At 54.3% G+C, this 21,888-nt stretch carries 18 protein-coding genes and 1 pseudogene; 9 read left to right on the top strand and 10 right to left on the bottom strand.

The window, feature by feature from the left end; genetic code table 11:
• The first annotated feature begins 211 nt into the window (after positions 1–211).
• The 3 genes from C5Y83_RS09225 to C5Y83_RS09215 all read left to right on the top strand — a co-directional run bounded on the left by C5Y83_RS09225 (position 212) and on the right by C5Y83_RS09215 (position 5,206).
• Entirely contained in the window at positions 212–1,558 is a 1,347-nt protein-coding gene (locus tag C5Y83_RS09225) for a PP2C family protein-serine/threonine phosphatase (RefSeq protein WP_105329384.1), read from the top strand.
• Between the two features lie 96 nt (positions 1,559–1,654).
• The gene (locus tag C5Y83_RS09220) at positions 1,655–2,845 is read left to right on the top strand and encodes an LptF/LptG family permease (protein WP_105329383.1); all 1,191 of its coding nucleotides are present in this window, start codon (positions 1,655–1,657) and stop codon (positions 2,843–2,845) included.
• 372 nt (positions 2,846–3,217) lie between these two features.
• Entirely contained in the window at positions 3,218–5,206 is a 1,989-nt protein-coding gene (locus tag C5Y83_RS09215; protein ID WP_158262300.1) for a methyl-accepting chemotaxis protein, read from the top strand.
• Positions 5,207–5,294: 88 nt separating this feature from the next.
• Here the strand turns inward: C5Y83_RS09215 and C5Y83_RS09210 are convergent, their stop codons facing one another.
• Together C5Y83_RS09210 and C5Y83_RS09205 are read right to left on the bottom strand one after the other, a co-directional pair.
• Entirely contained in the window at positions 5,295–5,528 is a 234-nt protein-coding gene (locus C5Y83_RS09210; protein ID WP_105329381.1) for a hypothetical protein, read from the bottom strand.
• A 103-nt stretch (positions 5,529–5,631) separates the two neighbouring features.
• On the bottom strand, positions 5,632–6,645 hold the full coding sequence (locus C5Y83_RS09205; protein ID WP_105329380.1) for a sugar phosphate isomerase/epimerase family protein: 1,014 nt from the start codon (positions 6,643–6,645) through the stop codon (positions 5,632–5,634).
• A 386-nt stretch (positions 6,646–7,031) separates the two neighbouring features.
• Between C5Y83_RS09205 and C5Y83_RS09200 the strand changes: the two genes are divergently transcribed.
• The 3 genes from C5Y83_RS09200 to C5Y83_RS09190 all read left to right on the top strand — a co-directional run bounded on the left by C5Y83_RS09200 (position 7,032) and on the right by C5Y83_RS09190 (position 10,219).
• Positions 7,032–7,493, top strand: a complete 462-nt coding sequence (locus C5Y83_RS09200; protein ID WP_105329379.1) for a nucleoside deaminase — start codon at positions 7,032–7,034, stop codon at positions 7,491–7,493.
• 41 nt (positions 7,494–7,534) lie between these two features.
• Positions 7,535–9,463, top strand: a complete 1,929-nt coding sequence (locus tag C5Y83_RS09195) for a HEAT repeat domain-containing protein (RefSeq protein WP_146117720.1) — start codon at positions 7,535–7,537, stop codon at positions 9,461–9,463.
• 96 nt (positions 9,464–9,559) lie between these two features.
• Positions 9,560–10,219: a hypothetical protein gene (locus C5Y83_RS09190; RefSeq protein WP_105329377.1), complete on the top strand. Its 660-nt coding sequence runs from the start codon at positions 9,560–9,562 to the stop codon at positions 10,217–10,219.
• 71 nt (positions 10,220–10,290) lie between these two features.
• Here the strand turns inward: C5Y83_RS09190 and C5Y83_RS09185 are convergent, their stop codons facing one another.
• Both C5Y83_RS09185 and queF read right to left on the bottom strand, forming a co-directional pair.
• Entirely contained in the window at positions 10,291–10,800 is a 510-nt protein-coding gene (locus C5Y83_RS09185) for a hypothetical protein (RefSeq protein ID WP_105329376.1), read from the bottom strand.
• Between the two features lie 292 nt (positions 10,801–11,092).
• A complete protein-coding gene (gene queF, locus C5Y83_RS09180; protein ID WP_214608615.1) occupies positions 11,093–11,476 on the bottom strand; it encodes a preQ(1) synthase in 384 nt (127 codons plus the stop codon).
• A gap of 239 nt (positions 11,477–11,715) precedes the next feature.
• Between queF and C5Y83_RS09175 the strand changes: the two genes are divergently transcribed.
• Entirely contained in the window at positions 11,716–12,402 is a 687-nt protein-coding gene (locus C5Y83_RS09175) for a 7-carboxy-7-deazaguanine synthase QueE (protein ID WP_105329375.1), read from the top strand.
• 7 nt (positions 12,403–12,409) lie between these two features.
• Here C5Y83_RS09175 and C5Y83_RS09170 read toward each other — a convergent pair whose 3' ends face one another.
• A complete protein-coding gene (locus tag C5Y83_RS09170) occupies positions 12,410–14,803 on the bottom strand; it encodes an FHA domain-containing protein (protein ID WP_105329374.1) in 2,394 nt (797 codons plus the stop codon).
• A 593-nt stretch (positions 14,804–15,396) separates the two neighbouring features.
• On the opposite strand from C5Y83_RS09170, the gene C5Y83_RS09165 reads away from it, so the two are divergent.
• Together C5Y83_RS09165 and C5Y83_RS09160 are read left to right on the top strand one after the other, a co-directional pair.
• Positions 15,397–15,801: a TraR/DksA family transcriptional regulator gene (locus tag C5Y83_RS09165; protein ID WP_105329373.1), complete on the top strand. Its 405-nt coding sequence runs from the start codon at positions 15,397–15,399 to the stop codon at positions 15,799–15,801.
• 156 nt (positions 15,802–15,957) lie between these two features.
• The gene (locus tag C5Y83_RS09160) at positions 15,958–17,055 is read left to right on the top strand and encodes a S1C family serine protease (RefSeq protein ID WP_105329372.1); all 1,098 of its coding nucleotides are present in this window, start codon (positions 15,958–15,960) and stop codon (positions 17,053–17,055) included.
• A 5-nt stretch (positions 17,056–17,060) separates the two neighbouring features.
• On the opposite strand, the gene C5Y83_RS09155 is transcribed toward C5Y83_RS09160, so the two are convergent.
• The 5 genes and pseudogenes from C5Y83_RS09155 to C5Y83_RS29815 all read right to left on the bottom strand — a co-directional run bounded on the left by C5Y83_RS09155 (position 17,061) and on the right by C5Y83_RS29815 (position 21,855).
• Complete coding sequence (locus C5Y83_RS09155) at positions 17,061–18,311, bottom strand: MFS transporter (protein ID WP_105329371.1); 1,251 nt, start codon at positions 18,309–18,311, stop codon at positions 17,061–17,063.
• A 278-nt stretch (positions 18,312–18,589) separates the two neighbouring features.
• Positions 18,590–19,144 (bottom strand): DUF6790 family protein, encoded by a 555-nt coding sequence (locus C5Y83_RS09150; protein ID WP_105329370.1) that lies wholly within the window; start codon positions 19,142–19,144, stop codon positions 18,590–18,592.
• Between the two features lie 12 nt (positions 19,145–19,156).
• Complete coding sequence (locus C5Y83_RS09145) at positions 19,157–20,125, bottom strand: ADP-ribosylglycohydrolase family protein (RefSeq protein ID WP_105329369.1); 969 nt, start codon at positions 20,123–20,125, stop codon at positions 19,157–19,159.
• A gap of 64 nt (positions 20,126–20,189) precedes the next feature.
• Positions 20,190–20,483 carry a hypothetical protein gene (locus C5Y83_RS09140; protein WP_105329368.1) on the bottom strand — a complete coding sequence of 98 codons (294 nt, stop codon included), beginning with the start codon at positions 20,481–20,483 and terminating at the stop codon, positions 20,190–20,192.
• Between the two features lie 7 nt (positions 20,484–20,490).
• A pseudogene (locus tag C5Y83_RS29815) lies at positions 20,491–21,855 on the bottom strand (APC family permease).
• Positions 21,856–21,888 lie beyond the last annotated feature (33 nt).

Genomic DNA, 21,888 nt, shown 5'->3' with positions numbered 1-21,888 from the left:
GGCGCTAGAGGCAACGGCGAGTTGTGCTTGCTAGCGGGCCCGTTTATTATCGAGAGCTTCCCATAAAAAATCATTTACGTGACTATGGGCCCAATTTGGGACGCACCGATAATTAAGTAGGGAACAGGGAATTTCGCGAGTCGATATCGCATGCAAGTCGCCGTCGGCTTGTCCCTGGAGGAGCAAGAGGATCGAGTAGGTTTCCGCCAGCATGGCCCAGAGCGAAAAGCATGAATGGGCAGGATGTCTTCAAGTCGCTGCATTAAGCGATGTGGGGATGCGACGCTCTAACAATCAGGACCACTACGGCGTTGCTATTACGCAATCGTGGGAAGATTGGCAGCGGCGAGGACATTTGTTTGTCGTCGCCGATGGGATGGGCGCGCACGCGGCGGGAGAACTTGCCAGCGAAATCGCCGTCGAACAGGTACGGCATCTCTATAAAAAATACATCGACAAGAAGCCTGCGATGGCCCTGACGGCGGCCATTGAAGAGGCGAATATGATCATCAATCGCCGCGGCGAGTCAAACGCGGCGTTCCATAAGATGGGGACCACATGCAGCTGTTTGCTGCTGCTTCCCCAAGGTGCCGTGATGGGGCACGTCGGCGATAGCCGCATCTACCGTTTGCGTCAGGGCAAGCTGGAACAGATGACCTTCGATCACAGCATGGCCTGGGAGATCAAGGCCGCGACCAAGGGCAAGGAATACTCCGAGGACGTTTACGCCGCAATTCCGAAGAACGTGATAACCCGCTCGCTTGGTCCTTCGCCTGAGGTCGAAGTCGACCTGGAAGGGGCGTTCCCGCTGGAAGTGGGCGATACGTTCATGATGTGCAGCGACGGGGCATCAGGCCCGGTCAGCGACGAGGAAATCGCCCTCATCCTGCATTCTTTGGAGCCGACCAAAGCGGCCCAGTTGATGATCGACATGGCCAACCTGCGAGGTGGCCCCGACAACATCACCGTGATCGTGGTGAAAGTGACTGGCGAACAAATCGCCAACGATCCATGCAAGAACGATCCGCTGATCAACGAAGAGGACCTTCCTCCGCCACCGATGGAACGCGTGATGCGTCCCATTCCGCGGATGCTGTGGATCGGGCTACTGTTGGTGTTGATGGCCAGCGGTTTGGCGTATTACTTCCAGCAGCCTTTGGTCACTCTGGGCGGTGTATTGATAACGATCTTCGCAGGGATCTTCGCCCTGGTGTATCGGTTTACCGGTGAACTGGTTCAGTTGCCGGCGAAGAAGAAATTTCGTTTCGGCAAAGGGCCTTATTCGGAAACTCAGTGCCATGCCGACTCGAACGTGGCTCTCAATCTGAAGATTCTGTTCGACGAACTCAGCGAAGCGGCCCGGACCAACGAGTGGAAGATCGACTGGGAAACGGTCCATCAGATCGGTGGTCAGGCCGATACCGAGATGAAAAAAGGGGACTACTACAAAGCTTCCCGCCACTATCTGCTGGGCATCGGCTCGCTGATGGCCCAGATTCGTGGCCAAAACGGGGCGAAAAACCCACTGGATGAAGATTCTCGCCCTGACCTCGGCTGAGCGACATTTCTTTAGTTTCTTGTAGCTGCTACAGTAACCAGCCGATTCTTTGCCTGGCGTGGTGCTGGGACCGGATCGAAATGGATTTCGATCACGATGGGTATTCTGCAACGCTACATTGTCGAAGAGCTGCTGAAAGTCTTCTTTCTGGCGCTATTCGTGCTGACCGCACTTCTGTTGTTTGTGGGGCTCGGACAGCAAGCGATCAAGGAAGGTCTCGGCTTTGTTGCGCTGATCAAAGCGGTGCCATATCTTCTGCCCAATGCGCTTCGTTTTGCCGTGCCCGGTACGATGCTGTTCGCGGTATGCAATGTTTACGGCCGCGTGAGTGCTAGCAACGAGCTGAACGCGTTGAAGGCAGCCGGTATCAGCCCGATGAGCTTAATTGCGCCTGGGTTGGTGATCGCATTGGTCCTGTCGGTGACCTGCGTCTGGCTGAACGACGTGGCGGTCTCGTGGGGGCATCTTGGGCTGCGAAATGTGGTGATGCAATCGATCGACGACATCGTGTACGGCGTACTGAAGACGAAGAAGTCGTTTCATAGCGACAAGTTCTCGATCTTGGTGCGTGATGTCGAAGGAGACCTGTTAATTCGACCAGAAATATCAATCGTCAAGTCAGGTGAGCAGGGGATTGTGACCATCTCGGCCGCGACCGCCAAGTTGGAATCGGACCCAGAGCACGACCGAGTGATTGTCACCCTGACCGATAGCCGAATTCGATCGACCGGCCCGGAAGGAAAGGTGTTTGAGCATCCAGGCGAGTTTGTCACTTCGATTCCCCTGACCGATCCGACCGCAGTGGAAGGGATTCGTGATGCTTCCCACCAGCCGATGCGTCGGATCCCGGCGTGGAGTGGAAAGATGAAAACCTACCACCGCCAGGTCGCCCAAGTTTTGGCCGCCAAGGGTGCCGCTTGCTTGGTGACCGGTCAAATGCCGGCCGAGGATGACCCGACTTGGTCTTACTGGATGAAAGAAAAGAACTGGTCGGCCGCTCAGATCAACCGCTTGAAAACGGAACCACACCGCCGTTGGGCTAACGGGTTTAGCTGTTTGTGCTTCGCCTTGCTCGGTATTCCCCTGGCGATTCGACAACGTAACGCCGACTTTGTGACCAGCTTCTTCGCCGCGTTCGTGCCGGTGCTATTGGTCTACTATCCGCTGATGGCCTTGGGGGTCGATCGCGCCAAGGATGGCGAATGGCCCGCAGTAGCCGTTTGGCTAGGGAATGTTGTCCTACTAATCGCTGGTGGATGGCTGTTGCAGCGTACGCTGAAGAACTAAGGCCGAATGGGGCCAAGCTTCGGTTTGGCCGTAATCGTGAAGGCGGGTTACCGCCAGCGACCCCTATGATTGTTCAGCCATCTCGTTCCTGGAGATATTCCAGGTCGAATCCAGACGGGCGGCATGCGTGTTCTAATTTCGCTTTGCATCAATTGTGCCGTGCTTGGGATTGGGGAAAACCGTAAAGCAGCCCCTTCGCCTGCGAAGGTTTTCCGACAGTGACGCTTGCATGGCGTAACTAATTTCTATCACGCGATGTATTGGGCACCGCGTATTGTGATGCGGCTTCTGCGAACTCGTGGCATCAAAACCTCGGAACGACGTCGAGAGAAGCAAAACTTTCTGAGTGTTAGATCTACGGGGGTATTGGTGATGTTGAGTCGACTGAGCATTCTGCAAAAGACGATGGCTGGCTTCGGGGTTATTCTGCTGCTGATGGGCATCTCTTCCGGCGTTGCCTGGTATGGAATTCGAGATGCGGCTGATGGCTTCGATCAGTATCGAACCTTGGCCCGTGACTCCAATTTCTGCTCGGACATCATCGACCGTGTGATGCAAATGCGGTTGTCGGCCAAGAACTTTGACGTCTCCGGGCGACAAGAGTTCGTGACCAAATTCGCAGAAACACGCGCAGAAGCCGAGAAGATGCTCGCCGAAGCGGACGAGCGTATTGTCGACCCAGAGAATCAGCAGTTGATTAACGAAATGCGTGTGGCATCCGCTGAGTACTATCAGGCATTCAACGACATCGTTGCTTGCCGCGATATGCGAGAGAACAAGCGTGTGAACGTGCTCGACCAAGAAGGACCGCAAATGGTCCAGCAACTGAAGTCGATTATCGAAGCCGCACAATCCAACGAAAACGCGGAAGCTGCCGGTCTGGCTGGGGTGACTTTGAACGATCTGATGAACGCCCGCCTCAGCGTTTTTAAGCTAATTGTGACTAATGATCCCCGCTTTAACGAAGCAACCTTGCATGCGGTCGACCAATTTGCGGCCAATCTGAAAAAGCTGGGAGAAGCGTTGAAGGATCCAAAGAGCCGCGAGATCCTCGAAGCCGTCTCAACCAATCGCGAACAATATCAGCAAGCGTTGGTGGAGATGGCTACGGCAATCACTAACGAACGTCAGTTAGTTCAAGAGAAACTTGACGTCTACGGTCCGCAGATTGCCGCTTTGGCCGTTAAGCTCAATCAGGAAATTACGACAGAGCAGAACGGGCTGGGGCCGGAAGTCGAGGCCTCGAATCGTGCGACGCTAGTTTCCGTGCTGGTGGTCAGCTTGGGGGCAATCGCAATTGGTTTGGTGATTGCACTGCTACAAAGCCGAGCGATCGTCCGGCCGATTCGGCGTGTCATGACCATCCTTGGCGCGGTTTCCGAGGGGGACTTACGACAACGGCTGGAGATCACCAGTGGAGACGAAGTCGGTAAGATGTCGAATTCCGTGAACCATATGGTTGAGAACTTACAGCGAGCGATGTTAGCTTTGTCGAAGAATAGCGAGGCGATTGCCCGTTCCGCGGAAGACATGAATAAGACCGCTGAGAACATGGCGAGCGTTTCTAACGATACCAAATCGCAATCGACATCGGCCGCTGCGGCGTCGGAAGAGCTTTCGATCAACATGCGATCGCTCTCGGATATGGCCGTTGAAATGTCGACCAACATGGAATCGGTGGCCAGCTCGGTCGAAGAGATGTCGATCAGCATTAATCAGATCGCCACGAACATGGAAAAGGTCAGTGGGATTGCCTCGGAAGCACACCGCTTGTCCGATAATAGCTGTGGCCTTTTGTCGAGCTTGAATACGGCAGCCAACGAGATTGGTGATGTGGTCGAGCTGATCCAAGACATTGCCGAGCAAACGAATCTGCTGGCCTTGAATGCAACGATTGAAGCGGCGCGTGCGGGAGAAGCGGGGAAGGGATTTGCCGTTGTGGCGGGCGAAGTGAAAGAGCTGGCTCGTCAAACGGGGGATGCCACCGGCGATATTGAACGTCGTGTCACCAGCATTCAATCGACTTCCGATGAATCGATAAAGGCCATCGATGCGATTCGTGCGGTGATTGTGAATCTGAACGAAGTCGCTCAAGAGATCGCAGCAGCTGTTGAAGAACAATCGGCCACGACGCAAGAGATTGCTCAAAGCGTTGCCAACGCAAACTGTGCGGTTCAACAAGTTTCACAGTCGGTCACGGAATCGGCTACTGCCGGTGAAGAAATTGCCCGCGCCGTGAACTCTGTCGATGATGGTGCTGTGTTGGTTTCGGCTGGGGCAAGCGAAACGCGCCATCACAGTGGATCCCTGAACGGCATTTCGCAAGAGTTGGCAATCCTGGTCGGGCAATTCCAGGTCTAAGGAAGACTCGATTCGTCCACCAGCGAATCGAATTTGGGGCAGAAGAGAAGGGGGCCAGCAATTGGTCCCCTTTTTCTTTTGGCAGCGGCTAGTCGTTCGCCGCTCGGCCGCAAAAGGGGCATTTGCCAGCAGCAATCGGATCAAACGGCTCGTCTTCGTCGTCGCTACGGAACGCCTCGGTCTGGCGAAAACCACAGTCGGGGCATTTATGTTCCCACGAGTGAATTTCAAGTTCGTCGTTCTGAAAGTGGTTGTGCTGACAGGTCAGAAGATCGGACTTGCACTTGGGGCAGCCTCCGATCGTAATGCGTTCGCGCGACATGGAATTTCGATTCTGCGGAGGTCCATCAAGCAAAAAGGCAGGCCATCCAGAAGAATGAACCTGCCTTCATCGTAAACATTTAAGCGTCACGAGTCATCGTGCGTTAAAAACCGCGAGCAGCGATGATGTCGTCGAAATCGCGGAGATGATAGTCCACACCGGCAAAATCGAGGACGCGACAGAAGCCACGCAAAGCGACACCAAAACCATCTGGACCGCTGAAACCACCGAATTGACCGCCACCCTTTACGTGTGGTTCCATGTCGCAGAAGACGCCAGGAATGCCACGTTTCTTCAGCTTCTTTTCCAGCTTGGGAATCGAGGAAGCGAAGTCACGCATGATGCGTTCATAAGCACTATCACCCAGGTCGGCCGGGACGAAGTTTTTCAGAGCATCTTCGTCGATGTGCCCCTTTTCACCTACGGGCTTGGTGATCTTGTAGTCCTTGACGTGCATCCAGCCCATGCCTGGCTTCATGGCCATGTACTGGTCGTACACTTCGTCAGGCGTGTAGCCTTGGCAGACGAGGTTACCGGCATCGAAGATCAGCATCATCGCCGGGTGATTCACCTTCTTGTGAAGCTCGGCCAGGATGTCGCCGTTTTGACCGATCAGGTTCGCTTCGACTTCTAAACCGAAGGTCAAATCGCTGCGATGACAGGCTTCGGCAATTTGGCCCAATTGATCGACCGCTTGCGACATGTGTTCGCGGGGGTCAGTTCCCTTGGGATGATAGAAAGAGAAGCCGCGGATAAGCTTCGTTTCAAACGCGTGGGCTAGTTCGCAGGCTTTGTTGACGTCTTTGGCCAGATATTTCTCGAACGGGACGAAGCGATTCTTGGTGCCGTCTTCGATATCCAACAGCTTGACCTTTCCGATCGGCGAACCGAGCGACGAGACGTTCAGGCCGTATTCCCCTTCTAGAGTGCGGAGCTTGCCAATCTCGGCCTTGGTCAGATCCATCACGTTCTTGATGCCGTTGCCAACATCGATGAAACGGATGCTGTAGTATTCCAGTCCCAACGCAGCGAACGCGCTGAACTGTTGTTCGGCGGTCTTTTGATTCGCAGATTCGTCGGCAAAACCGGTCAATATCACTTGGGGCTTCGAGGTCATCTCGCTCGTCCAACTAAAGTCGCGTAAAAAATCTCTATAAAGCTATGTTCCCTGAACAGGAAGTCGTATTGTGAATGCCTCGTCGAGGGATCGCAAGTGCCCAGACAGAAGAAGCTTTTCGCGATCTCATGTCCGACGAACGCCAAGTCGGCTGCGAGGCAGGTTGAGAGTAACCACCGATTACACCGATATCACGGACCTACTCTCGTCGGCCACCGGCGAATTGAATTTCCCCACTTATCCGTGCCCAACCGTCGGATCCGTGGTTAAGACCCTCTTTCGACGGTAATCTCTTTAGGCCCAGTTACTAAATTTCTTCGAAAACAAAATCGGGTTCTGCTACAACAAAGACAACTTACTTGCTGGGCAGCAGGAAGAGACACCAGATGACACCAGAAGAGTTGATGGAGTTGGCGATCGAAATATGTCGTCAAGGGATTGGCAAAGGTCAAACGCCGTTTGGCTGTGCGATCCAATTGGACGGGAAGTTGATTGCGGTGGCCCATAATACGGTCTCGGAGTCGATCGACGTCACGGCTCACGCCGAGATCAACGCCCTGCGGGAAGGATGCAAGATTGTGCGTAGCCCGCACTTGGAAGGGGCGATCGTGGCAACAACCTGCGAGCCGTGCCCCATGTGTGCCGCAGCGTTGTACTGGGCACGGGTCGATACGATTTATTTCGGCGCTTCCATTGAAGATGCCGCCCAGGCCGGTTTCGATCAATTAAAGTTGCCGCTGAAGCAATTGTTTGAAGCGGGGGAAGGAAATACCTCGCTGGTGCCTGGCGTGTTGCGATCGGCATGCCAAGACTTGTTTGCCCACTGGAGAGATCGTCAGCCGCAGTAACGGCATCGACTGGCGAAGCACGCGTGGCAGAGAGATTCAAGATGAAATGGTACTTGTGGCTTTTGTGTTGGGGAGGCGTCGTCATGGTGCAAGGCTGTAGCGGCGGAGATGGTCAGCCAGACTCACGGATCCTCGTCGATAACGTCTCAGGAGATGGACAACTGCCATCCGGCATGATGCGGCATCAACCTCGCGATCCCAACGCTCCAGCACGCGTTGATCGCATGCCGGTAATGATTGAGGATCCTTCTCAGATTGCCAAGACGCGCGAGCGGTATCAGAAGAAGATCGATCAGCTCTATCAGCAAGCGATGAAGCAGGTGAACGAGGGAGGCTATCTCTTCGGCGAACATCTGCGGGCGGTCGAAGCTCGACCGCAAAAAGCGAAGGAGGACTTGGTTGCGTTAATGGTTGATCCATCTGTTTTGGCCAAAACGCGATTGAAAGCGGCTGAAGTGTTGATGCGTCTGAACATCGATCGGGGGTGGGCGTTTCATCTTCAGTGTCTGACCGATCCTAACGTTGAATTACGCCTGGCAGCCCTGAAGAGTTTGGCGGCTTACCAGATTCGCCCTGAACAACTGCAAGGAGAGCAAGCCAAGCTGGTAGTCAACTTGCTGGATGATAAGGATCCAAGAGTCGTCGTTGCCGCGGCCGAGCTTTGTCAAAAGTCGAATGTCACTGGAAGCGAAGTCAAGCTTCGACAGCTGTTGAAATCGGGCCAAGCGAAAGACCCCGCGAAGTTGGCGGCTTGCTTGGCTGGTGTTGCCACAACTAAGGAGTCGGTTGACGCTTTGTTGCCGTACGTTCTGAAGAAGACCGTCGATGGTTATCAGTGGGGTAGCGTCTACAATCTGGAAGGCTTGCTCAAGAATCCTGATCCGGAGATTTCGGAACCGGTTCGTCAGGCGATTTACACCTACACGTTGAAGTTTCCGGAAGAGAAATACGATCAAACGTTGGTACGTGATCTCACCCAGATCGCTGGCAGTCAATCGAAGGATCTGCTGCTAGATATCCAAAAGAATGCCACCGATCCGGCCAGTCAGTTGTATGCGACCGAAGCCTTAGCCCGGCTCGACCCTGATAATGCGGTCGATATCTTGCTGTCGCAGTTAGCGAAGGGCAAGTTTGCTTCGGACCTGATCGGAGAGATGGCCAACTATGCCACGCCAGATGATTGCACAAAGATCACGGGGCAATTGCTGGCTATGAAGTCGCCGTGGGATAGTCGTGTCGTGTTGTTGTGTTATGAAAAGTTGGGTTCGCAGGGCAAGCAGTTCATCGAACAACATGCGGATCGTCTCGACCCACACGCCCAAGAGGTTGCTTACTGGAAATCACAAAACTTGGATTTGCGGACGGCACTGAATGACTTCTATGCAGCCGGGATCTTGACGAAGACTCCGGACGAAATCTTGGCGTTAATGAAGCAGCCCAAACGAAACCAAACCACAGCCAGCGAAATTGATTTCAACGATCCTGGTGAATTGCTGGGTGCGTTGGGCTGGGCTGAAATCGTGACGATGTTCGACTCGGAAACTGGAATGATCCCGTCAAATCACGACGAGCTGTTGGCTGATTGGGGGGCGGCGACCGGTGGCAAATGGAAGCCAGAGTGCCCGGTACAGAACTGGTTGCAAGAGTCCAGCGAAGACTTTAACGCACCGTATATTGTCGAGTTTCTCTCTGAGGATCGCCTCTATCGCGTCGGAGCCGAGAATTACGGCGATTGGTACGATGTCGAAGCGGTGCTGCGCTTGGCCAATTTCAGCTTGAAAAAAATGGGCAAACCCGAGCAGTTCATTCCGCTGGAAAGTGATGGGCAGTTCATGATGCTCGTCTTCGCGGATCCTGCCAAATTCGTTCCGTTGGCGAAGAAGTACCGCATGCCTCTCTCCGAAGATGCCGCGCAGGGAATGAAGAAAGGTAAGGATTTCGAGCAGCGTGTGCTGGAGCAAATCGACTAGTTCTCCCCCAATCGTGCTGAATCGTCGTTGGTCTTTGGCCGATAAATCAAGGTAGCGGGGCGACGACAGCGATTCACAGGTGCCAGGAGAACAAGGATGTTCTGTTCCCATTGTGGAGTCAAAGCGAGCGGAAACTTCTGTTTCCAGTGCGGAAGCCCTTTGCATGCCGCGGCGGAAATCGTTTCGACCGAAGAAGATTCGGTTGTTCCAGCGGTGATTGCCTGGGAACTCGATCCAAGCTACGAGAATGTCGTTGCCGTCAAGGAAGTTCGTGCTGTCATCGCCAGCCATGCGAAGCAAGCACGCCCAGGGCTATCAGCCGAGCAGTTCTTCGATATTGCGGACAAAATCGTCCCGGTTGGCGTGTCGTATTCTGGTTTGGCCGCGATCACCCAACCGTTGTGGGCTTCGTGGGGCGTGCGGACAGGGAAAGAGCGGAGCGAGTTCTTGTCGCTACCAATTGGTGTCGCGATTGCCCGCACGATGTGTACTTTGGCTCGCAACAAGCAGGACGTAGAAGAAGTCGAGCAACATAGCGACGGCTGCACAATCACCGCCGAACTTCCTTCGTCCGTTTGGGCGATGAAGGGAGAACTGAAAGTTCGCTTGGTGCAGCAAGACCATGGGACTCACGTTACCGCCGCCACCAACATCCCCGGTCAGGCATTCGACTGGGGAAAGAGTGTCCGTTGTTTGGATGTGTTGTTTGGTGACTTAAGCACCGAACTGGGACTTCCCACTCAGCAGGCGGCTTAGCACCCTATTGAATTTCTCAATTACTCGCTAACGAAGCAGAAAATCAACAGTCTGTTAGTCCCGCCGACAAGCTATTTGACTTGGAGGCCCAGCTTTTTGGCCTGGGCGTTGATCTTCTTAACCCATTCTTGCTCGGCATCTTCCAGCGGTTGCAGGAGGGCCGATGCTTTTTGCAGGGTGGGAAGCGAGGCTGGGTTCTCTTGCTCGGCCAGTTCGCTGACTTCGTTCAGCGTGCCGATAAAGGTTTCGACCTGCCAATCGCAGTACCCTTGTACCAACTCGGCGAACTCTTTTGCCTTGGGATCACTCGGAACTTCGACCGCATAAACCGCATCACGAATCTGCTTCATCGATTCATTGCCCATGGTCTTCGTTCTGGCTAGGTCTTCGAGATTGACTTGACCTCCTTTGAACCAAGGATCTAAGACCATGCCCCAGCCTTGCACCGAGCCAGGAATGCGGTGGGTGATTTCGAGCGTTTTGACGGCATATTCAGCGCCAGGGCTGGGACCACATCCCGACATGGTGACCAAAAGAATTGCGGAAAGGGCTAGTCCCGTCAGCGATCGAATACTAAGCATCGGAGCAGTTTTCTCGTTTTGTTGTTCATGAAAGGCGCTTCCTATCCATCGATCGGAACGCCCAAGGTTTTCGATTAGGCACGCAGCTTACGCTTCGATGCCATGGCTTTGTCATCCTGTGAAGATAACAACTTAGTTACCTAACGTCTCGTTTCTGGTGGTGCTAGGTTCTATTACGCGGTGATATTCATCGAATATTCAAATGGAAGCTGAAACGAAGGCACGCAGAAACAGCGATGGATGCTCATCACGTACAGAGCACGGTCCTCATTTACGTCGCTTCGTTGAGATATTAGATGACCGTCAACTCATCCGGGGGCGTTTCGTTGTAATGTTCGACTGTGATCGTCGAGCTGATCCCACCGCGCGGGGTGAACTCGGCACGAACTTGCATCCAGCGAGGCTGCATGGCCGAGACCAGGTCGTTCAAGATTTCGTTGGTGACGTTTTCGTAGAAGATTCCCTGGTTGCGGAAGGCCTGCATATACATTTTCAGGCTTTTCAACTCCACGCACAGCGATTCCGGGATGTAGGTGATCGTGATGGTGCCGAAGTCAGGCTGACCGGTCTTTGGGCAAACCGAAGTGAACTCAGGAACGCTGATCTCGATCTCGTAATCTCGCTGCGGGTGTTGATTCTCGAAGGTTTCGAGAATTGCACGAAAGTCTTCTGGCACGGTCCGTAACTCCTTGCTTGATGGTAAACTGTTATTTTGGGCTGTCCCGGTCCTTATGGCTAGGCCAGGAACGGAGCTCAGCGAGACGGTTGTGGCGACCGAAATGCGGATAGCCGAACGGTTTAGGCATCTCGACAAAACTGGCCTGAACCTGTTTCTTAGAAGTTTGGTCTATCCGCCTGGGCCCTTTAGCCGTCCAAGGTTGCGATCCCCGCCGATGGGCTCTCAGGTAGTTCTCTGTGCGCATTGCTGAAATCTATCCCTCGATTCAAGGCGAAGGCCTTCTGACCGGTGAGCCAAGCACGTTTGTGCGGGCCAGCGGGTGCAATCTGCGCTGTTGGTTCTGCGATACGCCGCATGCCTCGTGGAATCCGGAAGGGGAAGATCTTTCGGTGGCCGAGATTCTCGGACGAATCGAACTTCTGGACGTGCCAAAAGTCGTACTGACTGGGGGGGAGCCGATGTTGTTTTCGGAGCTGATTCCACTGTGCGAAGGCATTCGCAAGTCAGGCCGCCATATCACAGTTGAAACGGCCGGTACGTTGTACCTGCCGCTGATCTGCGATTTGATGTCGATCAGTCCGAAGCTCTCGAACTCGGCCCCTGATGCCGAGGCCAATCCACGCTGGCATCGGCGTCATGAGCAAACCCGACAGCAAATCGATGTCGTGCGGCGGCTGTTGGACGAGTTTCCTTACCAGCTCAAGTTTGTAATCGATCGCCAGGCCGATTGCGATGAAGTGCTTGCGTACCTAGGAATGTTACCTGGTGTCGAGCGTGAACGTGTCTTCTTGATGCCGCAAGGGATCGAGCTGAATCAACTTGAAGCGATCGGCGAGTGGCTGGAGCCGTGGGCTAAAGAGCATGGTCTGACGCTCTGTCATCGGCGTCAGATCGAATGGTTTGGCAACGTCCGCGGCACCTAAGCGTGCGTTAGTCTTCGACAGGGAGTTCGCCCTGTGTTTCCGCGTGAACAGCTAAGCCGTGCGGCGTGATGATTTCATCTTGGAACCGCTTATCAAGTCGCTCTTTGCGGTTGGCCTTCACGTGCTGATAAATCACAGCGGATTGAAGCCACCAGAACACCGTCACCACGTAAGCGAGGCAGGCCCCGGCGAATTGAATGCTGAGGTAGCTGGAGGAAAAGTAGTTCAACGTGAAGCCAGCCAACAAGGCGAGGATCGAAACGGCCAGCTTCGATTTGCACAGCGATTCCCAGCGATTGAGCGTCGCGGAGTCGATAGCCGCCTTAGCGGTCTCGTTGGCGAGCTCGCGGAGCTTACGAATGTCGGACGTTTGTTCCGGGGCGAAGCGAGACGGCACGAATTCTTCGTGCGTGATCGGGGTCACGACTTCCTCGACCGCCTCGACATGCGGTTTCGGGGTGATCGGACAGGAGGTTGGTTTCGCGACCGGTTGCGGTGCTGGTTCGGTCACACCCTGCTTCGCACGCATCCTCTGCAGCAGGTTTTGCATGTACGAGTCGATCGCTTCCTTGTCATCGGCGTGCGGATCGTGATCAGTAGGTGTTTCGGCGCTATCGGCCTGAAACGGTGATTCCTCATACGAACTGCTCGGCTCTGCGGCTAGTTCTTCGTCGTCGAACTTAAAGTTCGGGAAGCTCGTCAGCCCAGTGCTCGATGGGGACGCCGGTTCTTCATACTGTGGAATTTCCGATTGGTAAGCCTCTTCGGACGGTGGTTCCGTTTCTACGAGTTCCTCTTCGACTACGTCGGACGACGATTCCCAGGTCTCTTCTTCCATAGCGGTTTCGCGCAGAATGCCCATCGTACGCAGGTGATCCATCGCCGATTGCTCTTCCTCTTCATAGGCAGCTGCGGCGTGTTGGCTTTCTTCCAACTGCTGGCGCAAATTGAGCGATGCCTGGCGTGCTTCTTCAAGTTGTTGCTTCAACTCTGCTTCGTTCGCTTGCCGCTCGGCAATGCTTTCTTGAAGTTCGCGATTGAGCTCTTGCAGTTCCGCCAACTGCTGTTGCAACTGGTCGCCCAGTTCCTTCTGGCTGAGGAGCTGGGATTGAAGTTGCGAAAGCTCTTCCGCTTGAGCCGGATCGGGCTGCGGGGGTGCTGGCGTCGCAGCCAATGCCGCGGCCATTTCTGCTTGCTGCGAACGTGTCGAGGAAAGGGCTTCTTCCAGCTCGCGAATCTTGCTGGTGAGTTCTTCTGCTTGCTGTTGACTTTGGGTCAGTTCTTCCTGTGACCAGGCCAATTCGCTTTCGGTATCTTTCAGCGAATTGCGGTGATCTTGCAGTTCCCGCAGGGCATCCTCATAGGCGAGACGCAATTCGGCCAACGGCTCGGAATCTTGCGAATCGAGTTCGTCGTCGTTCGAATCGAGGGATGATAGGTGCTGTCGAACGTTACGGAGATGGGACAAGATCGTCTTGACGCGTGACCGCCCGTTGTAGCGTGCCGATTGCCACCGCTCACGCAAGAGATCGGCTCGCGACTGAAGTTCGCTGGCCTGTTCCTTCAGGTGAGTGACGGTCGCTTCGGTTTCGCGAAGATCCGCTTCGAGCAGACGTCGCTGGGAACGTTCCGCCTCGGTCTCGGCGGCCGTTGTGTTCAGTTCCTGACGAACTTCATTGAGATGGTTTTGCTTGACCTCGAGTTGTTCGCGAAGTTCCGCTTGGAGCTGCTGATTGCTACGGACAAGGTCGCGAACATGATTCACGACGTTGCGAACCCGTTGGTTCTTTTTCTTGCGAAGTTCACTTTGAAGCTCGCGCAGTTCCTGCCGCGACTCCTGCGATGGTTGCGGGGTTTCGACTTCGCGTGCGAGGAGCGAGTCGACCAACTTCTGCGTTTCGTCCAACTTGGCTTGCAGGCTACTAAAGCTTGTCTTCTGCTGACGAACCACATTTAAAAGGTTACGGATGCGACGATTCGAGCGGCGGCGTTGTTGTCGGTTTTCTTGATGGAGTTCGGCAGGTGAACGACTGGGTGGGGCAGAATCGTTTGGCTGATCGGCCAAGACTTCAAAGCTCAAACTGCCCAGGCTCAAGTGATCACCAATCCGTAGCCACGCTTCGGAAATCGTGCTGCCGTTGATCCGGGTGTCACGCGTCCATGATTTGACGACCATGCCACTTTCGCCGCGGTAGATCACACAGTGCTTCGGCAAGACGTCAGCCGCAATGAGCCGCAACTGGCAGTTAGCCCCAGAGCCGACCAGGCATTTGGCGGAATGAACACGGATGATCTGACCATCGCGCTCAGTTCCTTCGACTTTCAAAACCAACGGCGTAGCAGCTTGGCCCAGGAGCTTGGAAGCTTTCTTCGTAGTTGGTGCGGCGGTGTTCTTGACCATGGTTTCGTTTCAGGAGCGGGGGCATTGACCGGCAGGGATCGGCGAAACAAACAAATTTGCGCAGATATCGACGTAAGTACGTAACTAACTAAGGCATATAGGTCACGGCAAGCGTCTGGTCAAAAACCAAGAAGAGGGAGATTTCGATGGTTAAAAAGCGCTTAAATAGGCAATTTCGATAGGCTTTTCAGCGGAAAATGTCGATCATCCGATTGCCTGCCGCAGCGGTCGTTTGGAGTCGTGGAAGAGAATTTTTCAAACTGGAAAGTGTCTCAAGATCAAAATAGGCCTGGCGGACGTAGAACTAAGAGAGACCTAATACCTGATCGAATAGCTTCTTAAGATGATTCCCAGGAAAGGGTTAGCCGATTTTCCAGGAGTCAACTTGAGAACGTGAAACTGCGGAAAAATTTTCCGAATACTGTTCCATCGGCGTACTATAGTTTCGTTACGTCAATGAGAAGAAAGGTTTGCCCGCCATTCAGGGGGGCAAAGGCACGAAGAGAATCGTGTGCTTTGCATTCCATTTAAATACTAGGCAGGGGCGAAACGAATCGCTAAAAATACGACTTTCCTGCTCCCAAGGTGACATCATGGCACGTTCAAGAGACGAGTTCATCAGCAAGATCAAGGAGATTCTGCTCCGCCGTCGTGATGCCTTGCGCAAGGCACTCGCCGGGGACTTGAGTCTGTTGAAAGAGCTCGAGCAGACCTCGGGCGACGTGGTCGACTTTGCACTCGATTCAGTCCAGGACGAACTTAGTTCGCAATTGGCCGAAGTCGAAAGCCGCGAGTTGGCCAGTATCGACACAGCTCTCGAGCGAATCAAAGAAGGTAAGTACGGCGAATGCGAAGGTTGCAATACCACCATTCCGATCGCACGTCTTCAGGCCCTTCCTTATGCGACGTTGTGCATCAAATGCCAGCGTGAACTGGAAGAACTTGGTCCGGATGGAGTCAGTTGGGCTCAGACGGATGATACCCAGGCCGTCAACTGACACATATCCGGCACAATCGGTATACTTTCCACGGGACGAGATCAAACTCGTCCCGTTTTTCTTTTCTCAGCCAGACTGCTAGCACGATCTAACTGGTGTGGTGTTGTTCATGACGAACGGCATCTCAAATCTCCCCCCGGTTATGGTGTTGATGCTATGCGAACTCTCGTAACTCTTACGCTGTTGTTACTCTGCGGCTCGATCTCCCTCGGCCAAGACATGGCCACAACCCAGATGGATCGGGCGGAAATGCGGCAAGAGATCTTGGCGGAAGCCGACTTCCTGCAGCGCGAGCTTAATCATCTAAAGAATGTTGTCAAATTCGTTCGCCCTTCGGTTGTTCATATCGAAACGACCACCGCCAACAACTCGGGCTATGCTTCGAGCAGCCAAGTCGATGAAGCGGGAGCAGGGATCGTTTTCCAGCAAGGCACCAGTTTCTTCGTGCTGACCAATCGACATGTCATCAACCAGGCGCCGCTGGAACGGATCAAGATTTACCTGGAAGACGGACGGGTGATCAAAGCGAAACGTGTCCTTACCGATCGTGATACCGACGTGGCCGTGGTGGAAGTCGAGTCCGATCGGTTGATTCCGGCCGAAGTCGGCGACAGCTCGGAAGTCGAAGTGGGTGAAAAGGTATTCGCCGTCGGAAGTCCCTTCGGATTGAGCCAAACGGTAACCTACGGCATCATTAGCGCGGTGGGGCGACGCAACCTGCAGCTTGGCCGACAAGGATTGAAGCTGCAGAATTTCTTTCAAACCGATGCGGCCATCAATCCGGGGAACAGTGGTGGCCCGCTGTTCAATTTGCGGGGTGAAGTGGTTGGTCTGAACACGGCGATCGCCAGCAACTCAGGCGGCAACGATGGGATCGGATTCGCCATTCCGATTCACGCAGCACTAGGTGTTGCTGAACAACTGCTTGAGAACGGTCAGGTAGCTCGTGCTTTCTTTGGAGTACGAATGGACGCTGATTTCGATGCAGCTGCCGCGAACAAGATTGGCCTGTTCCGTGCTCGCGGAGCCAAGGTGAGCGGCATCACGCCAGGCTCGCCAGCAGAGGCAGCCATGATTGAAGTGGGCGACGTGATCACCAAGTTCTACGGTCAGGAAGTGGAAGACGATTTACAATTGATCAACATCGTCAGCCTCTGCCCGCTGGACGAAGACATTCGCGTCGAAATCTTCCGCGATGGCAAATTCGTCGAAAAGACCGTTCGCCTTGCCGCCCGCAAGCAGTTTGAGGACTAGTTAGCCTAGTTCGTAATCGGCACTTTCCCTCGGCCGTAGATCCACTGCCCAAGGTAAACCAAAAGGGCCAAGCCCATGAACGCACCGCCACTAACGCAGACGCCGGTCCAACCGAATTCGCTCCACGCCCAGACCCCGACCGCCGAGCCGATGCTACCGCCGAGGAAGTAAATGACGATATAGATCGTTCCAAGGCGGTTTCTAGCTTCGGGGATCAAGCTGTAGATCTGAGCCTGGTTGCTGACCTGGGTGGCTTGAATGCCGAGGTCCATCACGATCACACCGAACGAGATCGCCCACAACGATGTGGCGCCGAATCCGAAGATCGCGAATGAGACGAACGTTAGCACCATCGAGCTGAATAAGATTCGTTGCGGACCATACGAATCGGCCAGCTTTCCCACCGGACCAGCGATCAAAGCGCCTACGACGCCTAACAGCCCCAGCATGCCGACGACATCGCTGCCTTGTTCGAGTGGTGGTTGTTCCAGATGAAAGGCCAGCGTTACCCAAAACGCGTTGAACGAAGCGAATGCGGCGGCTCCGTACGCACACGAGAGACGCAAGATCGGCTGGGCACGCAGCAAATCAACCATCGACCATAGCAGCCGAGGATATGACATCTGCGACTGCGGGATCGAGTTCGGAAGTTTGACATACAGCAAGAAGAACAAAACCGTCAGCACCGAAGCGCCAAAGTAATAAACCGGCCGCCAACCCCAAGCCGAGCCCAGCACACCGCTGATCGTGCGGGATAGGAGTAACCCGGTAAGGAGACCACCAAACACAGTGCCCACAACTTGCCCCCGTTTTTGTGGATGGGCGAGACTTGCGGCCAGCGAAATCGTCATGTGCGTGCCGAACGTTGAGATACCCACCGCAAAGCAGGCCACCGAAAACCAAACAATGCCATCGGAGAAGGAAACCGCCAAAAGTGCGAGGACCGAAGCGGCGATTGAGGCCAGAATGAACGGGCGACGATTATAAACATCGCCCAGCGGAAGCAGGAAAAACATTCCGAAGGTTTGGGCGAGCATACCTAGAGACGCCGCACCGCCGACTTGAGCTTCGGTTAGGCCGAGGTCCTGAGCAATGATCGGTAGCAGAGGTTGAGCGTAGTAAAGATTTCCAACGACAACGCCAACCGTCGCTGCGCACAGAATCGTCAACGATGTGCTGATGCCAGCTTCGTTCTCGGTGATATTGTGTGGGACGCGTTCTAATTCAACGGCTTGCGTCGTCGAATGCTCGGACATATCGGGGCCTGTTTCTCTTAAGTTCCGCGTGTTACCACCAACACGCCAGCGCGGTAGTCCACTACTTAGTTAGCAAAGCATATCGAGGTCAGACACCACAACCCACCCTCTGGTTCAACTTCGGGTATCCGTCTGAAGTCGCCAAGATAGAGTTCTGGCGATAACGAATAACTTTGCCTTGATCATCGCGCGTTGATGAGTTCCCCACGTCTAAGAGGAGGACGGGCAGAGGGGAACGAAACGGCGATAAGGCTTAGATGCGGTAAGCCGGGCTGAGGTTACAGGCCGCTATCTGAAGTTGGATTAGGGATCTCTTTCGACGGTTTACCAGGCCGCCCTAAGCGGTACTGAAGGCCCAGCAATACAAAGCCAAGGATGGGAAGCCCGATGTCGGTATAGAAGATGATGCCTGCGTTGCCGGGGGCGAAGTTGTGGGTCTCGATCATCTGCACGATGTGCCCCACCGCCGCGCCGAGCAAAAAACAGGAAGGCCCCACAATCGCCAGCAGTCGCATTCCCAGGCTCGCGCGAAATGCCAGGAAGCCAACGACTGCGTAGCCTAAGCTCGCTGTGCCCACCTCCGCTTGAAAGGGGCTTTGCTGCCAGCCAATAAAGCGAGCGCTCATCTCCCCAAAGAAGACGTGCATCACGAAGTTGTAGAAGAATGAGACCCCGATCGAGAAGAACAGAAACCAAGCCAACAGTTCTTCGACGACCACCGCAGAGTTCCAAGGTCGAGGTCGCAATAGCAAGGCGATCATCGTCGCGACAAAGCCAATGACCAAGAAGGTAAGCGTAAAGTTGCTGAGCACGAACTTGATGAATTCTGCCATGGTTCTTTACCTTCATGCCGAGTTAGCAATCGCTGCATGGTATTTGGCGGCAAGCAGACGTAGTGCTTTTGATCGCTGTACATTGGCCAGCAAGTGTTTCGGGATCGCTTCTTCACCTAACCGAGCTCCGGAGAGTGCTCCGATGATTGCTCCCAAGGTATCAACGTCTCCCCCAAGGCGAATCGCGGTAGTCACGGCATCGCTCCACGAATCGGGATGCTTGATTACGCAGTAAAGCGAGGCAAGGACGGTCGGAACGACGTAGGGAGTGATAATCGGCCGATCGAACTCAGGATTTGATTGGCCGGCGAAAGCAATTTGTTGAACGGCGTCATGCGATTCCGCAATTAAGGATAGGTCACGAATCTGCTGAGCGAACCCTTTTTCGATCTCCCAGCAACGTGCTGAAATCGCCTCGCAGAACGAAGTCGGTTCAAATACAAACTGATCATCTGAAAGCAGTCTGGCTGCTTCCGCAATCGCCACACCACCCGCGACGCTACGAGGGTCTTGATGCGTCAATCGCGAAATGTCGGCGACCTCTTCCGCCAGGGCTTCCGGGCGATCACGGTACCACAGGCCAAGTACGGCAGTTCGCATCGCGGTACCGTTTCCAGCTTGCCCAATCGGAGCACCCATAGTCGACCAGTCGGCGGTTATCAGGAAGGTTTCTGCCGCATGGGTGCAAGCGCCACCTGGGCCGATGACGGCGTGGTTGTGCCACAGCTGAGCAATCCGCGTGGCAATATCGTAAAGGTCGATTCCTTGCAGACGCACGATCGATTCAACGGTCGCGACGGTGAGCTGCGTGTCATCGGTGAATTGGCCGCTCGGGTAGCCATCGTAAAGATGGTAGTCGTCCAGAAGCGAATCCCGAGTCGGAATGGAATCACCCCACAGACCTTCAAACGGGGCCCCCATCGCATCGCCGACGGCACATCCCAACACCGCACCTGTCACCTTCGATCGCAGCTCAGGCATCAAGGTTTGCCTTTCGTAAGATACCGTCGTGGATCAAGGCGTGATAAGCAATCGCGGCGGATAGCTATCCATTTATTTCGTACGTCAATTCGCGAGCAACCACGCGATAGAGGGCTCCCCACGACTCGTGCAGTCGATAGGTTGACTTGTCCTGATCGCGTTCTACTTCGATTGATTCTAGCGAGAAACTTGGTAGTACGTCGACGTAACTAACATCATGAAACATCAACGTTCCTTTCTCTTCACCGATCTCTTTGATCAATTGAAACGTCAGCATACTGGTTGAGCCGTCCCATCGAATGAGCGTTAGTTCGGAATCGGCTAGATACTTCAAGAGACTCGCGGGGAGTTGACTCATGTTCCCGTCATGTTGTCCTATCTTCAGGGGATTGCTGCGACGCTGGAAATTTCCGATGAAGCGTACGCTCGGGGCGACCGGACAAGCGAGGATAAATCATTTCAAAAACGGTGGCCGATGCCAAGAGACCGCCGAATACAAACAGTGCGCGAGGATCCGTTTGGTAGGTATTGAGAAGCAACGCTCCGAGAGCCAGGGTACATGCCAACGCCGCAAGTCCAACGACCCAGCGATTCGATTTCGTTTCGTCCGCCAAGCGAAAGGCGGCCAGATTGACGAAAGCAAACAGGACGAGGAATCCGGCACTACCGAGAATGGCAATCGCTTGCAGGTCGATCAAATTGACCAGCAGCAACGATAGCACCGTCGTCAAAAGCACTCCTGCCACCGGGCGACTCCACACGCGACTTTCGAGGAATTCTGGCAGGTCACCATCTTTCGCCAACGAAAAGCCCAGTCGCGCGTTGCCGTAGATCGTCGCATTAATGGCGGAAAACGTGGCCAGCAAAGCGGAGATCGAAACAAGCACGAATCCGAAATGCCCCAGTGACGGTTTAGCGGCAGCGGCGAGAGCATAATCTTTCGCTTCGGCGATCGTCGCTTGGCTGACCGAACCAACGGTAACGATCGAAACTAAAACTTATAGCAGCACCACGAAGACGACACATCCCAAGTAAGCTCGAGGAAGCGTCCGAACAGGATTTTTGACATCTTCAGCCGCGTTGGCGATTAGTTCAAAACCTTCATACGCCACGAAGATGACCATGCCTCCCATGACCAGCGATAACGGATCGGCCCAAGTTGAAATCTCCAGCCGCGCGGCTTCGACATGAGGAATTCCAGCAGCGATGACCAGCGCCAGTAAAGAAAGCTTGATGACGACAATAATCGTTTCCGACTTACTGATGATGTCGGAATTTAACAGATTGATGACCGCCGGCAAAAGAATTGCGAGACTGGCAAAGAGCTGTTTTACGAGCGTAGAAGAATCGGTGAAAAACGTTGCGGCATAGGAACCAAACGCTGCGGCATATAACGCGATGGTCACCAGATAGCTGAGCCACAACGTTGTGTTCAAAGTGCCGGTTAAAAGATTGACACCAAACGCTCGGTCTAGAAACACTAGCGTTCCACCCGCCGATGGGAACGTGACCGATAGGCGTGCGTAGGAATAGGAGGTTAGCAAGGCAATGATACCGGCGATCAAAAACGCGACCGGTGTACCACCTCCGGCCAGCGAGACGGCCGTTCCGAGGACGGCGAAGATTCCTCCGCCTACCATGCCGCCGACGCCAATCGCGGCGGCACCCAATAGACCTATTTGAGGTTGTTTCTGGACGGTATTTGCTTGCTCATTGCGTGGGGACGTCATTAATAATCCTTCGAACGCCCCGTCGATTGAAAT

The sequence above is a fragment of the Blastopirellula marina genome (assembly GCF_002967765.1).
GTDB classification, from domain to species: Bacteria; Planctomycetota; Planctomycetia; order Pirellulales; family Pirellulaceae; genus Bremerella; species Bremerella marina_A.
This window is presented reverse-complemented; position numbering and strand designations above follow the sequence as displayed.